The sequence below is a fragment of the uncultured Odoribacter sp. genome (assembly GCF_937966165.1).
Taxonomy (GTDB): Bacteria; Bacteroidota; Bacteroidia; order Bacteroidales; family Marinifilaceae; genus Culturomica.
In genome coordinates this window covers 51,250-72,289 of sequence record NZ_CALCLB010000027.1, presented here as the reverse complement: position 1 = coordinate 72,289, position 21,040 = coordinate 51,250, and the positions used below count along the sequence as shown (strand labels likewise).

General features: G+C 44.1%; 17 protein-coding genes. 1 reads left to right on the top strand and 16 read right to left on the bottom strand.

Annotation, left to right across the window (positions count from 1 at the left end):
* Positions 1-30: 30 nt before the first annotated feature.
* The 16 genes from Q0465_RS11135 to Q0465_RS11060 form a co-directional block, all read right to left on the bottom strand.
* The gene (locus Q0465_RS11135; RefSeq protein ID WP_298616330.1) at positions 31-846 is read right to left on the bottom strand and encodes an SDR family oxidoreductase; all 816 of its coding nucleotides are present in this window, start codon (positions 844-846) and stop codon (positions 31-33) included.
* A 21-nt stretch (positions 847-867) separates the two neighbouring features.
* On the bottom strand, positions 868-2,163 hold the full coding sequence (locus tag Q0465_RS11130) for a TRAP transporter large permease (RefSeq protein WP_367274311.1): 1,296 nt from the start codon (positions 2,161-2,163) through the stop codon (positions 868-870).
* 29 nt (positions 2,164-2,192) lie between these two features.
* A complete protein-coding gene (locus Q0465_RS11125; RefSeq protein WP_298616226.1) occupies positions 2,193-2,660 on the bottom strand; it encodes a TRAP transporter small permease in 468 nt (155 codons plus the stop codon).
* Complete coding sequence (locus Q0465_RS11120) at positions 2,660-3,679, bottom strand: TRAP transporter substrate-binding protein (protein WP_298616224.1); 1,020 nt, start codon at positions 3,677-3,679, stop codon at positions 2,660-2,662. The genes Q0465_RS11125 and Q0465_RS11120 overlap by 1 nt, the downstream gene beginning before the upstream one ends.
* 2 nt (positions 3,680-3,681) lie before the next feature.
* On the bottom strand, positions 3,682-4,365 hold the full coding sequence (locus Q0465_RS11115; protein ID WP_298616223.1) for a bifunctional 4-hydroxy-2-oxoglutarate aldolase/2-dehydro-3-deoxy-phosphogluconate aldolase: 684 nt from the start codon (positions 4,363-4,365) through the stop codon (positions 3,682-3,684).
* Between the two features lie 18 nt (positions 4,366-4,383).
* Positions 4,384-5,427, bottom strand: coding sequence for a sugar kinase (locus Q0465_RS11110; RefSeq protein ID WP_298616222.1), 1,044 nt, complete (start codon positions 5,425-5,427; stop codon positions 4,384-4,386).
* A gap of 64 nt (positions 5,428-5,491) precedes the next feature.
* The gene (locus tag Q0465_RS11105; protein ID WP_298616219.1) at positions 5,492-6,622 is read right to left on the bottom strand and encodes a DUF4861 family protein; all 1,131 of its coding nucleotides are present in this window, start codon (positions 6,620-6,622) and stop codon (positions 5,492-5,494) included.
* Between the two features lie 29 nt (positions 6,623-6,651).
* Positions 6,652-7,440 (bottom strand): gluconate 5-dehydrogenase, encoded by a 789-nt coding sequence (locus Q0465_RS11100; RefSeq protein WP_298616327.1) that lies wholly within the window; start codon positions 7,438-7,440, stop codon positions 6,652-6,654.
* Between the two features lie 57 nt (positions 7,441-7,497).
* Complete coding sequence (gene kduI / locus Q0465_RS11095) at positions 7,498-8,340, bottom strand: 5-dehydro-4-deoxy-D-glucuronate isomerase (RefSeq protein ID WP_298616217.1); 843 nt, start codon at positions 8,338-8,340, stop codon at positions 7,498-7,500.
* A gap of 67 nt (positions 8,341-8,407) precedes the next feature.
* A complete protein-coding gene (locus Q0465_RS11090; protein ID WP_298616215.1) occupies positions 8,408-9,430 on the bottom strand; it encodes a LacI family DNA-binding transcriptional regulator in 1,023 nt (340 codons plus the stop codon).
* 280 nt (positions 9,431-9,710) lie between these two features.
* Complete coding sequence (locus Q0465_RS11085) at positions 9,711-11,264, bottom strand: arylsulfatase (RefSeq protein WP_298616213.1); 1,554 nt, start codon at positions 11,262-11,264, stop codon at positions 9,711-9,713.
* A gap of 48 nt (positions 11,265-11,312) precedes the next feature.
* Positions 11,313-13,166, bottom strand: a complete 1,854-nt coding sequence (locus tag Q0465_RS11080; RefSeq protein ID WP_298616211.1) for an endonuclease/exonuclease/phosphatase family protein — start codon at positions 13,164-13,166, stop codon at positions 11,313-11,315.
* Positions 13,167-13,384: 218 nt separating this feature from the next.
* Entirely contained in the window at positions 13,385-15,553 is a 2,169-nt protein-coding gene (locus Q0465_RS11075) for a polysaccharide lyase family 8 super-sandwich domain-containing protein (RefSeq protein WP_298616209.1), read from the bottom strand.
* 47 nt (positions 15,554-15,600) lie between these two features.
* Entirely contained in the window at positions 15,601-17,274 is a 1,674-nt protein-coding gene (locus tag Q0465_RS11070) for a beta-N-acetylhexosaminidase (RefSeq protein ID WP_298616207.1), read from the bottom strand.
* A gap of 231 nt (positions 17,275-17,505) precedes the next feature.
* Entirely contained in the window at positions 17,506-18,060 is a 555-nt protein-coding gene (locus tag Q0465_RS11065; protein WP_298616205.1) for a cob(I)yrinic acid a,c-diamide adenosyltransferase, read from the bottom strand.
* 27 nt (positions 18,061-18,087) lie between these two features.
* On the bottom strand, positions 18,088-18,582 hold the full coding sequence (locus Q0465_RS11060; RefSeq protein WP_298616203.1) for a hypothetical protein: 495 nt from the start codon (positions 18,580-18,582) through the stop codon (positions 18,088-18,090).
* Between the two features lie 252 nt (positions 18,583-18,834).
* Between Q0465_RS11060 and recG the strand changes: the two genes are divergently transcribed.
* Positions 18,835-20,934: an ATP-dependent DNA helicase RecG gene (gene recG, locus Q0465_RS11055; protein ID WP_298616200.1), complete on the top strand. Its 2,100-nt coding sequence runs from the start codon at positions 18,835-18,837 to the stop codon at positions 20,932-20,934.
* The last annotated feature ends 106 nt before the right edge of the window (positions 20,935-21,040 follow it).

Sequence of the window (21,040 nt, the reverse complement as noted above, 5' to 3'; positions counted from 1 at the left end):
CAAAATTTTAAAAATATCTCTTTTCTGAACTCACACCCCGCTGAAAATACTAAAACCTCCGTCTACCGGTAATACCGTCCCTGTCATAAAACAGGAATCATCACTCGCCAGAAAGACAACCGCTCCATTCAGTTCTTCCGGTTTTCCCAAACGGCCGAAAGGAGTTGCCCGGATAACCTCCCTGGCCCTTTCTGAATACGACCCATCCGGTAAGGTCATCAATGTTCTGTTTTGCTCTGTCAGGAAAAAACCGGGAGCAATCGCATTTACCCGAATACCTTCCCCGAATTTCTTCGCAAATTCTACAGCTACCCATTTGGTAAAATTATCTATACCGGCCTTTGCAGAAGAATAGCCTACTACGCGCGTGACAACCGACTGAGCTGTCATGGAAGAAATATTAATAACAGAACCTTTTTTCTGCCGGGCCATCTGAGCACCGAAGACCAAAGTCGGAACGACGGTTCCTTTCAAATTCAATTCCAACACCTGCTGATAAGCTTCTATATCCATATCCAAAACAGTCTGTCCGGGAGCAATCGTTGCCCCTGCGATATTTCCGCCCGCCGCATTAATCAGTATATCCACACGTCCCCACCGGTTTACAACAGCCGAACATACCTCCTCTACCTCACTTTTATTTAAAACATCCGCTTTCCCGAAACAAGCTTCCACCCCTAAGGCTTTCAGCTCTTCCACTAATGCCTCTCCTTTTTCTGCCCTTCTTCCCAAAATAACAACCCTTGCCCCCTGCCGGGCCAAACAACGGGCCATAGACGAACCCAATACGCCGTAACCACCCGTTATCACAGCAACCCTGTCTTTTATGTCAAACATCATTTTTATCTATTTTTTATCCTTATTCCCTTAGAAACCGAACAAATGAGGTATCCATAAGCTGATCTGAGGAATATAAGTAACCAACATTAAAACAATAAACATAGCTACAAATATCGGAACCAACGGTTTCAGTACATTCTCGATTCTGACTTTTGCCACACTGCAACCGATAAACAAAACCGAGCCTACCGGAGGAGTACATAATCCTACACTCAAATTGACGACCATCATTATCCCAAAATGAATGGGATCCATCCCAAACTGGGTAACAACCGGCAAAAATATAGGCGTAAATATCAAAATGGCAGGAGTCATATCCATAAACATTCCGACCACCAATAAAAGCAAATTGATAATCAACAAAATGACCACCGGATTATGGCTCAATTCCAACAATCCCCGGCTGACAGTCTGCGGAATATTTTCATACGACATAATCCATGACAAACCCGTACAAGTCGCCACCAACAACAACACAATAGCCGTCGTTTTCACCGATACCAGCAATATTTCCGGTAAATCCTTCCATTTTATCTCTTTATATATAAACGACAAGAGTAAAGCATACAATACCGCAATTGCTGACGCCTCTGTAGCCGTAAATATCCCGGCAATAATTCCTCCGATCACGATAACCAACAGCAACAAACTGGGAAGTGCTGCAGCAAAAACGTTTAAAGCCTGACGGAAAGGAACTCTTTTTCCTACCGGATACTTTTTATGATAAGCCACCCAGCCCGCTACCAGCATAATGGCGATACCTGTCAGTATTCCAGGGAGATATCCGGCTAAGAACAAAGCTGAAATAGATACTCCCCCGCTAGCCAAAGAATAAACAATCAGTACATTACTGGGCGGTATGGATAAACCCGTAGTAGCGGAAGAGATATTTACTGCAGCACTGAAATTTTCATCGTAACCCGCCTTCTTCATTTCCTTTCCCATAATGCTTCCGATAGCCGAAGCCGAAGCAGCCGCTGAACCCGAAATAGCACCGAACAACATGTTTGCCATTACCGTTACAAACGCCAAACCACCGGGTAAAGGTCCTACCAAAACTTTCGCGAAATTCACCAACCTCAAAGCAATGCCACCGCTATTCATGATATTCCCTGCCAAAACGAAAAAAGGAATAGCCAATAAAGTAAAACTATCCAGGCCCGAAGCCATCGTCATCGCATAAGTCGTAAAAGCCGGCAAAGAATCGATACTCACCAGCATGGTCAGTACGCCCGAAATTCCAATACTATAAGCTACGGGAACTCCTATCCCCAGAAGCAGAAAAAAACTAATTACCAATATTAAAATACCTGCAATATCCATATTCTCCAGAATCAAAAGACACACACTTTTTAACGGTCTCTTTTATATTTCACTAAACTGTCTATCTCATAATACATTATCAATCCGCCACTTAAAGGTAAAACAGAATAGACATACCCCATATTCAATTCTAAGGAAGCGGAGGTAACCTCCAGCATAAACCGGGTATACATCAGCCAGGCCCCGCCGGTGACCATTACGGTCAATGCAAACAGCAGGGTAAAAACAGAAATCAAAATCTCCAGTATCCGCCGGGTCTTCCTTCCCGATTTGTGCAAAATTATATCGATAGCCAAATGTTCCTTTTGCCCGCTGACATAAGCCGCCCCCAATAATCCCACCCATATCAGCAAATAACCGGCGCACTCATCCGTATACGAACTGGGTGCGACTAATACATAACGGCTGAAAACCTGCCATAATACATCCAGTACCAATACAGCCAATAGAAAAGCCAGCAGGTTTCCCAATATTTTATCAATAGTCTTCCGAAGCATTATCTCTTCTTTTCTGTTTGTAAAACATTCGTATCCGGGATGACTTCAATCCGCTGAATCATCCGGTAAACCCGTTCATTTTCCCGGAACATCTCCCGCATAGAAACCACCCTTTCCATAAAAGGCTTCTTATCCGGAAAATAAATTTCCACTCCATTTCCCCGGGCTGTTTCCATGGCCTCTTCTTCCTGCTGTGCCCACAATCTGCGCTGATAAACGACGGCTTCCGCTACCGCCTGCTTCAGCCATCGCTGTTCCTGAGGGCTCAATTTATCCCACACCACCTTGCTGATAATTAATACATCCGGCAACATCGTATGTTCATTAACCGTAAAGTATTTAGATATTTCGTGATGATGGGAAGTGACAAAGGAAGGCAGATTATTTTCAGCCCCGTCTACTACACCGCTTTGCAAGGCCGTATACAATTCCGGCCAGGAAATAGGAGTGGCCGATCCTCCAAAAGCCTGCATCATAGCGACAGCTACCGGACTCTTCATCACCCGGATTTTCATTCCTTTCAGATCCTCCGGTTTTAAAACCGGTTTTTTCATGGTATAAAAACTGCGGGCCCCTGCATCAAAATATCCCAAGCCCCGGAAAAGGTATTTCTCGGTACTTGTCTGCAATTCTTTCCCGATTTCTCCTTCCAATACGCGAAAAAGATGGGCTTTGGATCTGAAAATATAAGGAATACCGAATACCTTATATTCCTCCACAAAACCTTCCAGAGAAGCCGTCGACACTTTTGCCATAGCCAGACTCCCGATTTGTACCAGTTCGATGTTCTGAGTCTCCGATCCCAATTGTGCCCCGGGATAGATATCTACCCGCATTTTTCCTCCGGAAATCTCCCGTAACCGATCGGCCATAAAGACCATCCCTTTGTGAAGAGAGTGTGCCTGATCCAGACCGTGGGCTAATTTGAGTACCCGGACTTTCGTTCCTCCGGAGGTACAGGCCGCGAATACGATTGCACAAATGATAATTCCGATAAAACGGCAATCCCTGAATTTCATTTTTATTTTTTTAAGCGGGTCCTCACTCGGTGTAAAATAGCATAACAATCCTTGACAAAAGCCGTCAATTCTTCCCAATTGCCCGCCTGAATTTTTGATTTCGGAAACAAATTCGACCCCATTCCGACACAGGTTACCCCTGCTTTAAACCAGGCCTCCAGATTCTCTTCTGTCGGCTCTACTCCGCCGGTAGGCATGATACTGCTCCACGGACAAGGCCCTTTAACCGCCTTCACAAAAGCAGGTCCTCCAACAGCGGCCCCGGGAAATATTTTTACAATCTCCGCTCCCAGTTCTTCAGCCTTTCCAATCTCTGTCAGTGAACCGCAACCAGGGCTCCACAAAACTTTCCGGCGGTTGCATACCCTAGCCATCTCTTCATTTAACAAAGGCGAAACCACAAAATTAGCTCCCAGCTGCAAATATAAAGCCGTTGTAGATGCATCTACAACCGAACCGACACCCAGAATCATTTCCGGCAATTCCCGTTCAGCCCATTTATTCAATTCCCCGAATAACTCCTGGGCAAAATCGCCCCGGTTGGTGAATTCAAAAACCCGGGCCCCCGCTGTATAAGCCACCCGCATTACTTCTTTACAGACCTGAATATCCGGATGGTAAAACACCGGAATAATTCCACATTCCGACATTTTTAAAGCGACTTCTATTCTTGTAAATCTTGCCATTTCAGTTTATTTTATTATTTATCTGGCTACCCTTCCGGAAGCGTCCCCTTCCATTAATTTCTCCACTTCTTCCACCGTCACCCGGTTAAAATCCCCGTAAACGGTATGTTTCAGACAGGAAGCTGCCACAGCATATTCCAAAGCCCTTTGGTCATCACCGATATAAGTCAACAAACCGTATATCAATCCGCCCATAAAAGCATCCCCTCCACCGACCCGGTCTACAATATGTGTAATATCGTAACACCTGGATATATACAACTTTTTACCGTCATAGAGCACACCGCCCCACGTATTGTGATTGGCATTTACCGATCCCCTTAACGTAATGACGATCTTACGGGCCAATGGAAACCGCTCTTTCAACTGCTTACATACTGACTCAAATTCAGCGGCATTGACTTTACCTTCGGTGGCAATAACATCAAATCCTTCCGGCTTTATACCAAATACCTTTTCCGCATCTTCTTCATTTCCCAAGATCACATCGCAACCTTCCACTAATGCAGGCATAACCTCTGCAGCCTTTTTCCCGTATTTCCACAAATTTTTGCGATAATTCAAATCACAGGAAACCGTCAATCCCATTTTGCGGGCCCATCGGATGGCTTCCAGACACACATCCGCCGCTCCCTGTGATAAAGCCGGCGTAATCCCGGTCCAGTGAAACCAGTTTGCCCCCCGGAAAACTTTTTCCCAGTCGATCATTCCCTGTTCTATCTCCGATACCGCAGAATGCGCCCTGTCGTATATCACTTTGCTTCCCCGGGCCACAGCGCCTGTCTCCAGGAAATAAATTCCCATTCGTTCCCCTCCGAATAAGATATGGGTAGTCCCTACCCCAAACTTCCGCAAATCCATAAGACAAGCTTTCGCAATATCATTTTCCGGCAAACGGCTTACAAATTCCGTCTGTATTCCGTAATTGGCCAAAGATACCGCTACATTGGCTTCCCCTCCTCCGAATGTGGCCGTATATTCCCCCGCCTGCGTAAAACGCAGATAAGCCGGGGTCGCTAAACGCAGCATAATTTCTCCGAAAGTAACTACTTTATTACTCATATTTACTTTTTTTATCTTGTATTAAACCCGATATTTTTATTGGTTCTCCCTTTCCCTTAACTCTCTACTCCAAGCTAACCTGCAAAGGATGGATCCGTTTCTCTTTTTCCTGCTCCAGCATTGTAAACCAGGCTTCTGAAGATTCGACCCCCCCTTTACTCCAACCGGACCCCATATAATATACAAAGGGTTCTTCCGCACAATAATCCGCCTTTCCGAGCAAATGCCCTTCATTTTCAATAATCTCTTTCACCGGCTGCAAAAAGATTACGCCCACAGCTAAATGTCCGTTATTATCTCCATTATCATTATTCTGAGGTTCCCAGTACCCCATAAACCCGTTTTTCGCTTCCTTTACTACCTGTCCGGGCTCCGGACGGACGACAATTCCGGCAACGACTTCCATACCTTCCCGCACACCGGCATAATGTTCTTCTATCCGGTTAAACCGGTCGTTGGCATCCAAAGAAATGATACGGGTCTCCCTTACCTCCTCCTCCCCTACTTTAAAAGGAGCATAATCCAAGCGGAAACTAACCCGGACTGGACCATTGTCCAGGGTCCGCTGACAGACATAATTATTCCCCCATACAATCTTTCCGTCTTTATACGGAGCCATAGCACCTGCCCCCAGCGTACGTCCGACTTTATAACAATCCATTCCCTTTCCATGATCTTTGTGATAATCTCCGGTACGGTACCATTCGTCAATCAGCAACTCTCCTGTTTTTTTCACCCAAACGTCAATTCCATTACTGATCTCTCCCGTAGCCTCCAAGGCAGGTCCGTACATCCGGTGCCCGACCAGATTATTTTCCCAAGCATAATCGTCCATTCGTTCCGGTACAAAACGCCCGTATGCCTGCGATTCGTATGCCTGAGGAGTCCCGGACACAATCCGGTACACAGCCTCTGAAGTCGGCTCAACATCCACCTGAAAAATAAGAGCCTGAGGTTGTGATTGTCCCCGGAAAAGGACCTGGGAAGGTATTTCTCTCCCTTCGGGACTCAAAACCACGATACTCGTATCACTTAACCCCCTTAATTTTCCGTTTAAATCACTCCATTGAATTTCAACCGTTTCTTTCTGACGGTCTAGGCGGATCGGATTCTTCACCTTTACCCGTACTCCGGATTCCGGACTACACCCCATTGTCATACTCAATAACAAAACCCATACAATAGATTTCTTCATATATCGGATCATCTGAATTAAACAATTATCTAATCTTCATTTGCAGCTTTTCCCAGGGAAGCTAAAATGCCTCCGTCCACATACACCACCTGTCCTGTAACAAAATCGGAAGCGGATGAAGCCAGAAAAATAGCCGTTCCGCCCAAATCTTCCGGATTTCCCCAACGTCCTGCCGGTGTCCGTTTTACAATAAACTCATGGAAAGGATGCCCATTTACCCGAATCGGAGCGGTTTGGGAAGTAGCGAAATAGCCCGGTCCGATTCCGTTCACCTGGATATTATAACGCGCCCATTCTGTTGCCAGATTTTTGGTCAGCATTTTCAACCCTCCTTTGGCAGCAGCATAGGCACTCACGGTATCCCTTCCAACTTCACTCATCATGGAACACATATTGATGATTTTTCCGCCCCCTCTTTCTTTCATCCCTCTAGCCACCATTTTCGACATTAAAAAAGGTCCGGTCAAATCAGTACGAATCACTTGCTGCCAATCCGCTAAAGACATTTCCAAAGCCGGTATCCGTTTAATTATCCCGGCATTGTTTACCAGAATATCGATAGGCCCGACCTCCCGTTCTATTTTTGGAATATATTCCGCCACCTGCTGTTCGTCCGTCACATCAAATAAATAAGCGCGGGCCTGAATCCCTTTTCCGGCATATTCCTTTACAGCATCTGCCAGCTTTCCGGCAGAAGAAGCACCATTGATGACCAACGTAGCCCCGGCCTGAGCCAAAGCAGTAGCAATTGCCATACCCAATCCGTGTGAACTGCCGGTTACCAACGCAACCTTACCGGTCAAATCGAATAATTCCAAACCTTTCATGGTATTCTATTTTTAAAACAGACGTAATCTTTATTTTACAAAAGCTTTCTACTTTAAATCCTGAGGGGCAGCCATATCCATATCCCCGTAATCCAGATTTTCTCCTGCCATCCCCCATATAAATGTATAATTTGAAGTGGCACAAGCCGAGTGAATCGACCATACCGGGGAAATTACAGCTTCCTCATTTTTCATCCAGATGTGACGCGTCTCTTCCGGTTCTCCCATAAAATGACAGACAGCCTGCTTTTCCGGAACTTCAAAATAAAAATAAGCCTCCATACGACGATCGTGCGTATGAGCGGGCATTGTGTTCCATACACTTCCCGGCTTCAACTCGGTCATTCCCATCTGTAACTGACAAGTCGGCAATACCGGACTGACAATTAATTTATTAATCACCCGATGATTACTTTCCTCCAAACTGCCCATCTCCGCCACCACAGCTTCAGCCTTCGTGATCTTCCGGTCCGGATAAGTGGTATGGGCCGGAGCCGAATTAAAATAAAAGTGAGCCGGACAAGCACTGTCCTTACTGCTAAAAACGACCTTCCGGTCTCCCTTCCCTATATATAAAGCTTCTTTATACCCCAACTCAAATTTTTCACCTTCTACCGAAACCCATCCCGTTCCCCCCACATTAATAATTCCCAACTCCCTGCGGTGCAGAAAAAAAGCTGCTTTTAAGGGATCAACCGGACACAACTCCAGTTCTTCCTTCACCGGCACAGCTCCCCCCACAATTAGGCGATCGTACATGCTGTATACCAGCTGAATATGATCCGGCTGCATCAGATTTTCTATTAAAAACTCCTGCCTGAGGCGACTGGTATCATAAGTCTTCGCATCCTGAGGATGGGAGGCATAACGAACTTCGTAGTTTATTTCCATGACTGATATTGTTTAATTCTTTAGATTATCGATTGCATTTACCTTTATTCTTTCAGTAACTTTCTTTTTATGATTGAGTGACTCTGGAAGATTCGCGTACAATTAATTCCGGGTCCAGTATAATATTTACCCAGGATTCCCCGTTCAACCGGTCGAGCAACATACGGGCGGCCTGCTGTCCCATCTTTTTACTGAACTGATCGACAGAACTCAGGGAAGGTTGCAGCAACTCATCAAAAGGTTCGTTAGCAAATCCGCATATCGCCATATCTTCCGGGATTTTTACCCCATTCTTCAGGAACTCTAACATAGCTCCCAATGCAACAAAGTCACTGGTACAAAACAAGGCATCCGGCTTATTTTTCATTCTCAGTATTTTACGTGCCACAGCTTCCCCTTCTTCCCGCGTAATATTCCCTACAACTACCCAGTCTTTCTCCGGCTCAATCCCATACTCTTTCAATGCATCTATATAGCCTTTATACCGGTTTCTCCACACAGAAACGTGCTGAAACCCGGCATAATGAAAAATACGCTTTTTCCCCTGCGCCAGCAAATGCTTTACCACCCGGTAAGCACCCCGGTAATCGTCCACGGTTACCATTCCGGCATTAATTCCTTCCGCTACCCGGTCGAAAAGCACCAAAGGTATCCCATAAGTCTCCAGACTATTAAAATGGGTATAATCCCGGGTTCCGGCAGCAATGGAAGCAATGACGCCATCCACCTTTCCCTGTGATAGAGAACTGATCACTTTCTTCTCTTTTTCATACAGATCCTGCGATTGACAAATCAACACATCATATCCTACTTTATTTACTTCCTCTTCTATACCTTCTATGGCGGATGCAAAAAAATTCCGGTTTATGCTTGGTACGACTACCCCTACCGTATTGCATTTTCCCCGCTTTAAATTCACCGCTACCGTATTCGGCTTATAATTCATCTCCCGGGCCGTTTTCTTAACCAACGCTTTCATCTCCTTACTAATGGCAGGATGATCCTGCAGGGCGCGGGATACCGTTGAACCGGAAATATTCAATACCCTGGCAATATCATAAATCGATATCTTTTTACGTTTTAACTCCATTCGTTTATGCAATCGGTTGCACAAATATACATTTTTTTTGAAAAAAAATATAGATTCAATATATTTTTTTGAAAAGGAAAGGGGAAAGTATCCGTTCACCGGATTTCCCCTTTTGAGAAGTACTTTTCCCTTATTTACTCCTAAAAATACAGGGTTTACCTCATTTGAATTAATGGTACAAATATAAATCTTTAATTTAAAGTCTATCTTACATGCATCCTCCGGACCTTATGAACGTTCTGAGTTTAAAAGCCGGAAAATACTTAAATTTTACCCATTTTTATTCTTCAAAACGACTGTCTCTTTTCCAGTCTTTCAGCTTATCCCTTTTCGACCGCTTATCCTGGGGATAATTCGGACTGTATAAATAGGTATTCTGAAGTTTTTGCAACTGTCCGTCTTTTACAAATTCCTCTCCTCTTTCTTCTAAATGTTCAATCATCCGCTTTCTCCACAATTCCAAAACTTTACGATATTCTTTCTGGGCGGAAAGGTCTGTCTTTTCCTGCGGGTCCCGGCTCAGATCAAACAATTGCTCTTCTCCTGTACGAAAAAACCAGATGTATTTCATTTTTCCGTCTGTCAGCCCGCACCAGTAATTGTCCGCATTATAGCAAGTGGCATGTTCCAGATCGATGTATTCACGCCAGCGGGCATGTTTTTCCCTTAACAAAGGCAACAAAGAAGCCCCGTCCAAATCCTCCGGAATTTCTGCTCCGGCAATGTCCAGAAAGGTCGGCAATATATCTCTCAATTCCACGACATGGGATAAATGTTCTCCCTGTTTTCTTTCGCCCTGCATCCAGGCAGGTAAACGCAGCAGATAAGGGATATGTGAAGAACCTTCATAAGCATACGTTTTCCGCCAATGGTAATGATCGCCCAGCATATCTCCGTGATCGGACACAAAGCAAATGACAGCATCCTCATATAATCCTTCCTCCTTCAACGCTTGTATTACCCTTCCAATCTGATCGTCGACAAAGGTAATCGCTGCATAATAATACCGCCTCGACTCTACGGCATGTTCTACGCCAAAATCCCCGAAAGCAGCATCAGCCGTTTGCGGACGATCAGCAAACCCAGCAGCCCATTCCCCGATAGCCGGTTCCGGAATTTTTACCTCACTGTACATATCCAGATAGCGCTGAGGCGGGTCGTACGGGCTGTGGGGACGGGCAAAAGATACTTTCAGGAATAAAGGTTTATCCGATTTATAATGATGAATAAATTCCACAGCCATTTCCCCGGTCCACCAAGTCGGATGCAATTTTTCATCCAGCGGATAAACCCCTCCTTTATGATCATTCCAGCCGATACCGAGTGCATCCGGATTTTGACCGGGTGCATTCAATTTAAACCAGTCGCGATAATCACTTACAAACCCATTTTGCTCTACACGTCCGCTTTCATCCACCAATGTTCCATGAAATCCATGTAAAGTCTTTTGGGGAAACCAATGCATCTTACCGATACCAAATGTGTAGTACCCGTTCTCCCGCAACATCCGGGGCATTTCATAACGATAATGTTCCGCCACCACTCCGTATCCCATCATACCGTGATGCCAGGGCGACAAACCGGTCAACAGGGCTGCCCGGGCCGGCGTACTACTAGGAGTAGTCGAATATCCCCTGTCAAAACAAAAACCTTCCCGGGCCAGTGCATCCAGATTCGGCGTCTTTACAACAGAATGCTGCACTCCCAGGCAATCCCCCCGCTGCTGATCGGTCATAATCAGAATAATGTGCGGTCTTCTGATTTGCCGGGCCCCTACGGTACCCGTACCCAACAAAAAAGAAGTACCCAACAACAGAGAACTCCGGATGTTCATAGCAAAAATTTTAATTATATGCACAAAGAGAAGTTTCCCTTCCGTTTCCTAAAAAGTCAGTTTTAGCAATTCCTTCCCCTGCGTATTTCTGACAGTTAATGTCATCGTATTCCCCTTTTTCTGCAGAATCATTACTGTTGCATCTTTCAGGGAATATCCTCCTCCGATTACCACCGGAAAAGAATGTTCTTTATCTGCCGGATGATAGGCAAACCGATGTGTATGTGCATTGATGGCTACCTGAAAAGGAGCTTTTCCCAGCTTCTCACCCCACAATTCTTTACAGGGCTGATATTTATCGGTATTTCCAAAAACCGGAACATGGTGAATTAATACCCGTTTAGACGCTTTTTTAAAATTTCTGGAATTTAATTCCTGTTTCAAAAAACCAACCTGATCCTGCCGCAACTGACTGAAATCGTTCAGTCCATAATAAACCCAGGTGGTATCCGGTTTGTCTTCCCCACAATCCAACAGGACAAAACGCGTGTCCCCCCAATGGAAAGCCCCGTATGTTTTGCCTCCGACATAATCAAACAATTCTCTCAACTGAATGGAATAAGCATTCCGGATCTCGTGATTTCCCCTCAGATAAAAGACAGGAATCCGACTTGCTCCCACCTTATCATTATAGTGAGACAAATACCTGACAGCCTGTTCTTCATTGGCTGGATCGTCTATACAATCTCCGTTAAACACTACAAAATCGTATTTTATATCTTTTACACAGGCATACAGAGCATCCAGGGTCTGATCGTGTTTGTGAATGTCATTGAATACCAAAGCCGTAAACTCATCTCTGTCCTCTTCCGGTAAAGTAAAAGAAAATAAATCCGAGCAAGCCGTCTCTCCGAAAACCTTACTGTAAGCTTTATAAGACAGAATCTCCTTTGAACATACCCGGTAATAATAAGTTTTACCCGGCTCCAGATGATTCAAACGAATTTTATGGATATAATTATTGGCAATGACTTGGCCGTCTACTAACGTATGGGCTCTTGTCATTTCCAGTGAATCCGTACCGTACTCCACCCAACTGTATACGGGAGCATTCGTCAGCCAACTTACCGTAATGCCCCGGTCCATCGGATTCTGTAAATAAGGATTTGTCCGGAATATCCTGTCCTTTTTCATTCCCAATCGCACCTCAGCATATAGCGGACGGTGGTCGGAAGCTATAGTCTCCTCGACAACCCGGCTCTGTATACCGGCATAGGAGGGAATCCCTTCCCCTTTCATTCCCCAAATATAATCCAGACATTCCGTCGGTTTATCAGCCGGAAAAGTCATCTTTCTCTGATCTGTCAAAGGCTGGAATTTTTCTTTCAATTTCTGAATAACAGCATCATCCGGGTGCGCATTTAAATCTCCGGCTAAAAATACAGGTTTCCTATATTTTTCTACAGCCCCGTTAAGCAAAGGCAAACTGGCAAGCCTGTCTGCTTCTGTCAAAGAAAAATGAGTAGCACAAAAAACATATTTTTCAAATTCAGCAATCAGTAAAACCCTTCTCTCTCCTTGCCCCGGCAGAGGTAAGGTATACCAATTCAAAGGCTTTTCCCTGGATAAAATTCCTACTCCATATTTTCCTCCCTGATAAGGAATGGCAGCCCCGAAAACCGGATACATCCCTGTATACTGCCCTAAAACCTTCATCATATCGACAGAACCGGAACGTTCCGTCATACTGTCTGCCTCCTGAATAGCTACGACATCCGGATCTTCCCGATGAATAAATGCCGCTATCCGTTCCAAATCCCTTTGCCCGTCCAGTCCTGTCCCGTTGTGGATGTTATAACTCATAATCCTCAGTCTTTGCCCCTCTTTCGGAGCGGAAACCTGGGCACTTACAGCACATACCCAAAAGAACATCAGGCTTATGCCTGCTAGTTTAAATTTCATTGTTTTTACTTTATCTGTTATACCTCTGCAATCGATTGTGCAAATATGCAAAAAATCCCTAGCCGTCTTCATTTCTCTAAAATTTTTATCCTCCTAAACCGATTCTCTGTTTTTTCTCCTTTATCTTAAAGTGAAAAAGGAACTTTCAGTTCTCACCCGAACAAAGATAAAACGGGAACAACTGAAACGGGAAAGATATTCTCACCCGATTTACCGCTCTAAAAATCATCCCTTTTCAGTAAACAGCTCACGCTTTCCCCGGATTTCCCATTTATGTCTACCTGAATCCGGGTTTCCCCTTTTTCCGGATCATAATCGCTCCTTTCCCCTGTCCATTTTCCGGATAAACCCAGGCGGATCCGTTTCAGGTTTTGAGTAGGATCACATACTTTGAACTGATATTTTTTCCCGGATTTCCGGTACATTAACAAACAAGCCTGATCAGCCGTTAAAACAACACCTGTTTCCAGTTGTACCTTGCCCGGTGCATAAAAAGCAAGCTGAAACTGCTTTCCGTTCTCCACGAAATGCACATTTTTTCCACATCGGTAAAATTTTTCCGGAAAAGCCTTTACTGCTTTTTTCCAGTTTTTTTCTGTCACTCCCGGTAAGACAATATAATCGTATTCTCCTTTTCCGGCCGGATGCTCCACCCATAAATTAAATACTTCTTTTTTAATTTCTACAGTATCATAAAAAGCGGCTACCCTTTTCCAGTTACCTTTTTGCTCCCTCAGCCGGTACACTACATATTTCCTTTCCGGAAAAATATAAGCTATCCCGTCGTGATAATATGCCATTCCTTTTCCGTCAAATAAATGTAAAGAGTCAATTTTCCCTCTCCGCAAACATTGAGCAACAGAAGTCATTATTTTGCCCTTTCCTTTTCCTTTAAGCTCACTGCCTAAACAGATAATTGCTTTCCCGGTAAAAAAGTAAGTTTTATGCCCCAGCAAAGCATTTTTATCGATTTCCAAAGCCATTATACCTGTTTTATCGTCAGCAATTCCTCCGACAAAATCAGCTTTATTTTGAAATATATCCCATTTTCTGTCTGTTTCAAACAGTTGTTTTTCCTCCCAAACACTTACCCCCGGTATCCTCCGCCAGTCCCACACCGGAAAAATATCCCGGAACTCATCTCCCCGTATATAACAATAAAGAGCTCCGTCTCCTAAATAATCCCCCCTCAGATTCTCGCTGTTTACAATTTCTCCGCCAATTACCCGGCTGGAACTCATTTTTACAGTCGCAAACCACGTTTTACTCCGGAATACGCCGAAATCCGAATAAGGAAAGAAACGAAATCCGTTTTTCTTATTACTTTTTTCCTTTCCCCGGACGTGAACATTGTAAAAGTATTCATACTGCTTGCTGTAGGCAGGATCAGCTATCATCATATTCCGAAGCGCTTTTCCCAAAGCGAAGGCTTTCCCCCGCTGAGCATGCTCAAATAACTGGCGTCCGCAAGCACTGATATCCATATACCCTCTCCAAACAACCCATTGTAATCCTTCCCGTAAATAAGCCCGTAACACCTCCATCTGTCCGGGAGACAAAGCATACACTGTTCCCTGAAACACCCTCGCCCAGTGAGCCATGGTTACGATAAAAGCCAAACCATAATTTCCGAATTGCAATTGGGGCCCGTGCTGTTGAAAACTCATATCCGGCTTTATTCCTTCTCCTTCCGTCTGAATTTTCAACTCCCGTAACAGTTCTTCTCTGGCCTGTAAAAAAAGCAAGGTATCTTCCTGCAACAACGCCCGTACTAATACATTTTCGGCCAGCCATACCCGGTTCTGTCCCGTCCGTCCCAAACGGGCATTCTCCATGCAGGCGACGGCTCTTACCTTTTCTTCTTTTCCCAGCTCCGGCTCCATCAATAGAAAAACGCCCCCCATCATCTTGGGAACCCCAATCTCATTATACCACCAATTCCGGCAACGGAAATTTCCCCTGAACCAGTAATCTAATGCGAGCCTTATCTTTTTCCCTACATTCTGTTGCCTATAATAAACGGAGGCGGGATCCCGGTATGCCTTCGCCAGATACAATAAACGTTCCGCATGAAAAGAAGGCTGCCAGCCACTACGGCTGCTATCCCTGTAATCGAGATCCGGCCAGGCTCCTTCCGGTCCCAATGTCTCCAAATATTGAATTACTCTTCCCGCATCCGTCCCCTCCTTCAATTCCCGGATCATGATATCCGGATTTCCTCCCTTCCGGTTTATCTGAGCAATCTCCTTCTGTAATGCCGGGGTTTCATTCAATACCCGGAAATATGATTCACACAGATGCCGTTTTACAATCTCCATCTCTGATGTCCCAGCCCTGCAGTCCAAACAAAAACAGATGATCAGGCCGATTATACTCATTTTCTTCATTTCCTACCGATTCAAGCATAGAAATTATTTCCTTTCTCTAAAAAACGTTAATCCCGGAAATCCATGGGCACTTCCCGCTTTTTCCGGTGACAACCTTCAGGCTCCGGATGGGCTTCCGGATCGCGGGAATCAAAATAATATATACCATAACCATCCAATAAACGGTAAACACCTTCCAAACCTTTCCGGAAACGACTGAAATCCTTTTTTCCCTCCGGTGTCCAGGCTGCCTCTGCCAATGCACATAAACGGGGGAAAGTCATATAATCCAACCGATTCTCATTTTGTACACGTTCTGTCCATAGATTTGCCTGAATCCCCCGGATAAAACCCGAATAATTTGCCGGCCATTTCTCCTCCCTTCTCAACTTCTCCGGAAAAGCATAAACATCTTCAAGAGGGCAAAAACCATCCCATACCCTTCCCCACTTGTCCCTCTCCTGCTGTATAAAATCAAAATACAAAGGTTTCCGGGGACACAAAACCGTAGCAAATCCCTTCTCCAGACACTTCCTCAATACCTCCGGACGATCGTGCCGCCACCAAAAAATCAGCGTAGAGGAAGGTTCAGGACGCGCCTCCAGCAATTCATCCCATCCCGCAGTTCTTTTTCCCAAATTCCTTACTGTATCGCTCATCCGATGCATAAAATAATTTTCTACCTCTTTTATGTCTTTCAGATTTTCCTGCTGCATCAGCCTCCGAATATACGGGTCCGTTTTCCAGGCATCACTCCCAAAAGCCACTTCATCCCCTCCGATATGCAAATAAGCAGAAGGGAACAAGCCGGCAACTTCCCTTAGAACTTCTCCTAAGAAAGTGTATACCTCTTCTTTTCCAGGATGAAAAGTGAAATCCGGATGTGCAGGCGTCCCTCCTCCGGAATACGCCGGATAAGCCCTGTTCGCTGCGGTCGCATGCCCTGGCATATCCAATTCCGGAATAATTTCAATATGACGTTCGCTTGCATAATCCACAATTTCTTTTATTTCTTCCTGAGTATAATAGCGGGAGGTGCTGTCTTCCGGACAACTCCAACTTCCTTTCCCTCCGACAGCTGTCAAACGGGGATATTTTTTAATCTCTATCCGCCACCCCGGTTCATCTGTCAAATGCCAGTGAAATTTATTCAGCTTAAAATAAGCCATCAAATCCAAAAGCTGTTTCACTTTTTCTTTTCCGAAAAAATGTCTGGCTTCATCCAGCATATATCCCCTCCATTCGTACCGTGGGAAATCTTCTATCCGGCAACAAACCAAATTTACTCCGTTCCCTACTTTCTCCCCATCCTCTACAAGCTGCAGCAATGTTTGTATTCCGTAAAAGACACCCGCCGGTGTTTTTCCACTTATTTCCAAACGGTCCGGAGTTATCCGCAACCGGTATCCCTCCCGAACTTTCAGTTGTCTGTCCAATTTTAACAGGATATTCGATTTCTGCCCAAGCCGCTTTCCTATCCGCGCCGTATATCCAGCAGTTTCTAACTTCTTTTTTAAAAACTCAGCTTCTGCAAATAAGGAATCTTCTGCACAATAGATGACTCCTTTTTTCAATTCAAATTTTTCTTCCGAAATTTCCACAGCGGCCGGCCAAGGGATTAAACATAAGGATTGGGCCGGGGAGGTATATACAAAAAAGAATAAGCACACACTTAAAATAAAAAACGTCCGGAATGCCGAAATAACGGGTGGAATACAAACATTTAAATTAAACTTCATCATTTCATTTTTTAAAGCAATATATAACTGATTGCTCCAGAATTAAGAATTATATTTTAGAATATTCTCATTATTAATAATTGAAATAGACGACCCTATCAGGTAATGCACCCTCTCCTTCTCTTTAATATACAATCGATAACATACCACCCCTCTCCCCCTACATCTTTCTGCAGGGGAAAATCATTATCTTATTCCCGACAGTACGTTTTCCCTTATTCGTCCGGCAGTTTTCTACTTTTTCCAGGACCCCCATTTTACTTCTTCGGTACCGGCTTCATAAGCCAATTTCCGGGCCAGAACGAACAAATAATCTGATAAGCGGTTTATGTATTTGATCAGCAATTCATCTACGGGATATTCTTTTGCTACATCCAGGATCCGTCTTTCCACTCTCCGGCACACCGTGCGGGCAATATGGCAAACCGCAGAAGCCTGGTCGCCTCCCGGCAAAATAAAGCTCATCAGAGGAGGTAATTCAGCATCCATTCTGTCCATAGCCTGCTCCAATCCCGCTACATTCTCTTCCGTGACAACTAATTTCGTTTCCAAACCTTTAACTGTTGTATCTGTAGCCAGATTGCCTCCTATGGAAAACAAAATATTCTGAATAATAATAATATCCTCTTTTGCAGTTGCATCGATTTCGAAGGAACGAATCAAGCCAAGAAAGCTATTCAATTCATCTACACTACCATACGCTTCCAAGCGCACGCTATTTTTTGCCACCCGGGTGCCTCCGACCAAAGAAGTCATCCCTTTATCCCCTGTTTTTGTATATATTTTCATAATAGGTAGGTATATTGGATTATGTGATTAAATGATTAAGTGATATCTTCCTTTTTGTAATTTATTGTTGTAAAATAATATTCCGTACCACATCATATCGACCGTCACAGTGGCTTTTCCGCGGGCCTGTTGCCACAAAGCAGCATTAAATTTATTTTTATAGATGTCCGCAATGACAACACAGACAGGTAAATGCATATTTTCACCAAAATTCAAAGAATTCCCCTGCAATAAAGTACGGGCGTCCCGGCCAATATATATAAAATCCGCTTCCGGTAATAAATCCGGCTTATTTTTTACGATTTCCGCATGCTCTCCGGCTTCCGATAAATACAAAAGTACGTTTTCCGGTTTCGCACTTAAACATAAAACGTTCTTTACCTCCAAATAGTTCACTAACCGGCACATTAACCGATAGAATTTTCGCTCCCGGTAACGGATACCACTTAACCGTTCCGCCCGTTCCGGGTAGATAAATTTTCGCTCTTTATCCCGGAGAACATTCATTATCAGATTAAACATAAAAGGGGAATGAACCCCAAATCCCCGTTTGTGGCGAAAACGAACCGCATGTTTTAGCCTTTCTCTCAAATAGGAATACATTTTGTTTCGTTTTTATGTCTTTAGGTGCTAAATAATCCTTACGAAATTAAAATATATTTCCGACATCCTGAACGAACTCACTTATTTTTTTTATTTTCGTACTCAGATAAAAAACAAGCAGCAAGCAGGCAGAAAATCCGTTGCTTTAGTTAATTTTAAACTTTTCAATTTTTGGAGATTTCAGGTTTAAATATCAAGTTTCTAACCGGTGTAGGTGAAAAAAAAGCGGCCATTTTAAACGAGGAACTGGGGATACAGAGCTACGAAGATATGTTATATCATATCCCGTACAAATACATAGACCGTTCAAAAATTTACCAGATTGCCGAACTTACTCCCCGTTTACCCTATATTCAGATCAAAGCCCGTATCCGCGGCCTGAAAAGCCTGGGTGCCGGGAAATCCCTGCGCATGTCCGCCACGGCATACGACGAAACCGGAGAACTGGAACTGATTTGGTTTAAAGGATTTAAATACCTGAACAGCCAGATAGAAGCAGAGAAAGAATATCTCATTTTTGGGCAACCCTCCGAATTTAACCGGAAATTAAATATCATTCATCCGGAAATAGATCTTTTTGAAAGCGCCTCCCACCTGCTGCTCGGCTTTCAGGCAGTCTACCCGACTACAGAAAAGATGAAAAAAGCTTTTCTCAACTCGAAAGCGATCAGTAAAATACAGGATCATATTTTTAAGAGTATCAATGGAAAAATTCCGGAAACACTGCCAGCCTGGTTTATCCAAAAATACAAGTTACCTTACCTGCACGAAGCTTTATATAATGTGCATTTCCCCGGATCTCCGGAGATATTACGGAAAGCCTTGTTCCGGCTGAAATTCGAAGAGTTGTTTTATATTCAACTCAATATTCTGAAATTAAAATACAAAAGGAAAACTGTTTTTAAAGGTTGTCCTTTTATAAATATCGGAGATTATTTCAATCGGTTTTATAATCTCTATCTTCCTTTCCCCCTCACGAATGCTCAGAAAAGGGTCATCAAGGAAATCAGGCAGGATTGCGGCAGCGGGAAGCAAATGAACCGGCTTTTGCAAGGTGATGTCGGTAGCGGAAAAACGCTCGTAGCCGTCATGTGTATGCTTATGGCCCTGGATAATCATTATCAAACTTGCCTCATGGCACCGACAGAAATTCTGGCCAGCCAGCATTTTGTAACCATCAGCGAAATGCTGAAAGATATGGACATCCGCATAGCCTTGCTTACCGGTTCTACCAAAAAGAAAGAACGCACAGAAATTCACCGTCAACTCGCTGACGGAAGTTTACAAATCATCATCGGAACCCATGCCCTTCTGGAAGATGTGGTCGCTTTCAATAATGTAGGACTGGTCATTATAGACGAACAACATCGTTTTGGGGTAGCCCAACGCGCAAAATTATGGCATAAAAATAATATTCCTCCCCATGTGCTAGTTATGACAGCTACCCCTATTCCCCGTACTTTAGCGATGACTTTATACGGCGATCTGGACGTATCAGTCATTGACGAGCTCCCTCCGGGACGGAAACCGGTAACAACCATACATGCCTTTGACAACAAACGACGGGAAGTATTCAAATTTATCGAACAAGAATTAGCAAAAGGACGCCAGGCTTACATCGTCTATCCCCTGATCTCAGAATCGGAAAAAATGGACTTCCGGAATCTGGAAGAAGGATACCAGAAAATTACTGAATATTTCCTGCCCAAAGGGTATAAAACCAGTATGGTCCACGGAAAAATGAAGCCGATAGACAAAGAAGGGGAAATGCAATTGTTTGTTTCGGGCGAAACTCAGTTACTGGTGGCCACAACCGTAATCGAAGTAGGCGTAAACGTTCCCAATGCTTCCATAATGGTCATCGAAAGTGCTGAACGTTTCGGGCTCTCCCAATTACACCAGCTACGCGGACGCGTGGGGAGAGGTGCCGAACAATCCTACTGTATTCTGATGACGTCCTACAAAATATCAAACGATTCCCGCAAAAGAATTGAAACGATGGTTTCCACCAATGACGGTTTCGAAATAGCCGAGGCCGATTTGAAATTACGTGGCCCCGGAGATATTGAGGGCACTCAGCAAAGCGGATTAAGTTGTAATTTAAAAGTTGCAAATCTGGGAAAAGACGGTCTGATCCTGAATGAAGCTTCCCAAATTGCTTCCTCTATCCTGGAAGAAGATCCCGATCTTCAAAAAGAAGAGAATGCAGTGTTCGCCGCTCAAATTAAACGATTATTCAAAACGAAAATAAACTGGCGATATATTAGTTAAGTTACCACTCGACATCCGCAAACCGTTTGCCGGGAATAAGACGCATCAATGCATTGCAAAACATACTCTTTCTATTATGAACAGAAGCGGTAAAAACGGATAAATG

Coding starts and splice junctions, on each gene's coding strand:
- Q0465_RS11065 (WP_298616205.1), bottom strand. CDS start 18,060: ATGAAAATATATACAAAAACAGGGGATAAAGGGATGACTTCTTTGGTC.
- Q0465_RS11130 (WP_367274311.1), bottom strand. CDS start 2,163: ATGGATATTGCAGGTATTTTAATATTGGTAATTAGTTTTTTTCTGCTT.
- Q0465_RS11115 (WP_298616223.1), bottom strand. CDS start 4,365: ATGGCAAGATTTACAAGAATAGAAGTCGCTTTAAAAATGTCGGAATGT.
- Q0465_RS11110 (WP_298616222.1), bottom strand. CDS start 5,427: ATGAGTAATAAAGTAGTTACTTTCGGAGAAATTATGCTGCGTTTAGCG.
- Q0465_RS11090 (WP_298616215.1), bottom strand. CDS start 9,430: ATGGAGTTAAAACGTAAAAAGATATCGATTTATGATATTGCCAGGGTA.
- Q0465_RS11070 (WP_298616207.1), bottom strand. CDS start 17,274: ATGATGAAGTTTAATTTAAATGTTTGTATTCCACCCGTTATTTCGGCA.
- Q0465_RS11060 (WP_298616203.1), bottom strand. CDS start 18,582: ATGTTTAATCTGATAATGAATGTTCTCCGGGATAAAGAGCGAAAATTT.
- Q0465_RS11080 (WP_298616211.1), bottom strand. CDS start 13,166: ATGAAATTTAAACTAGCAGGCATAAGCCTGATGTTCTTTTGGGTATGT.
- Q0465_RS11125 (WP_298616226.1), bottom strand. CDS start 2,660: ATGCTTCGGAAGACTATTGATAAAATATTGGGAAACCTGCTGGCTTTT.
- Q0465_RS11105 (WP_298616219.1), bottom strand. CDS start 6,622: ATGAAGAAATCTATTGTATGGGTTTTGTTATTGAGTATGACAATGGGG.
- Q0465_RS11120 (WP_298616224.1), bottom strand. CDS start 3,679: ATGAAATTCAGGGATTGCCGTTTTATCGGAATTATCATTTGTGCAATC.
- Q0465_RS11085 (WP_298616213.1), bottom strand. CDS start 11,264: ATGAACATCCGGAGTTCTCTGTTGTTGGGTACTTCTTTTTTGTTGGGT.
- Q0465_RS11075 (WP_298616209.1), bottom strand. CDS start 15,553: ATGAAGAAAATGAGTATAATCGGCCTGATCATCTGTTTTTGTTTGGAC.
- kduI (WP_298616217.1), bottom strand. CDS start 8,340: ATGGAAATAAACTACGAAGTTCGTTATGCCTCCCATCCTCAGGATGCG.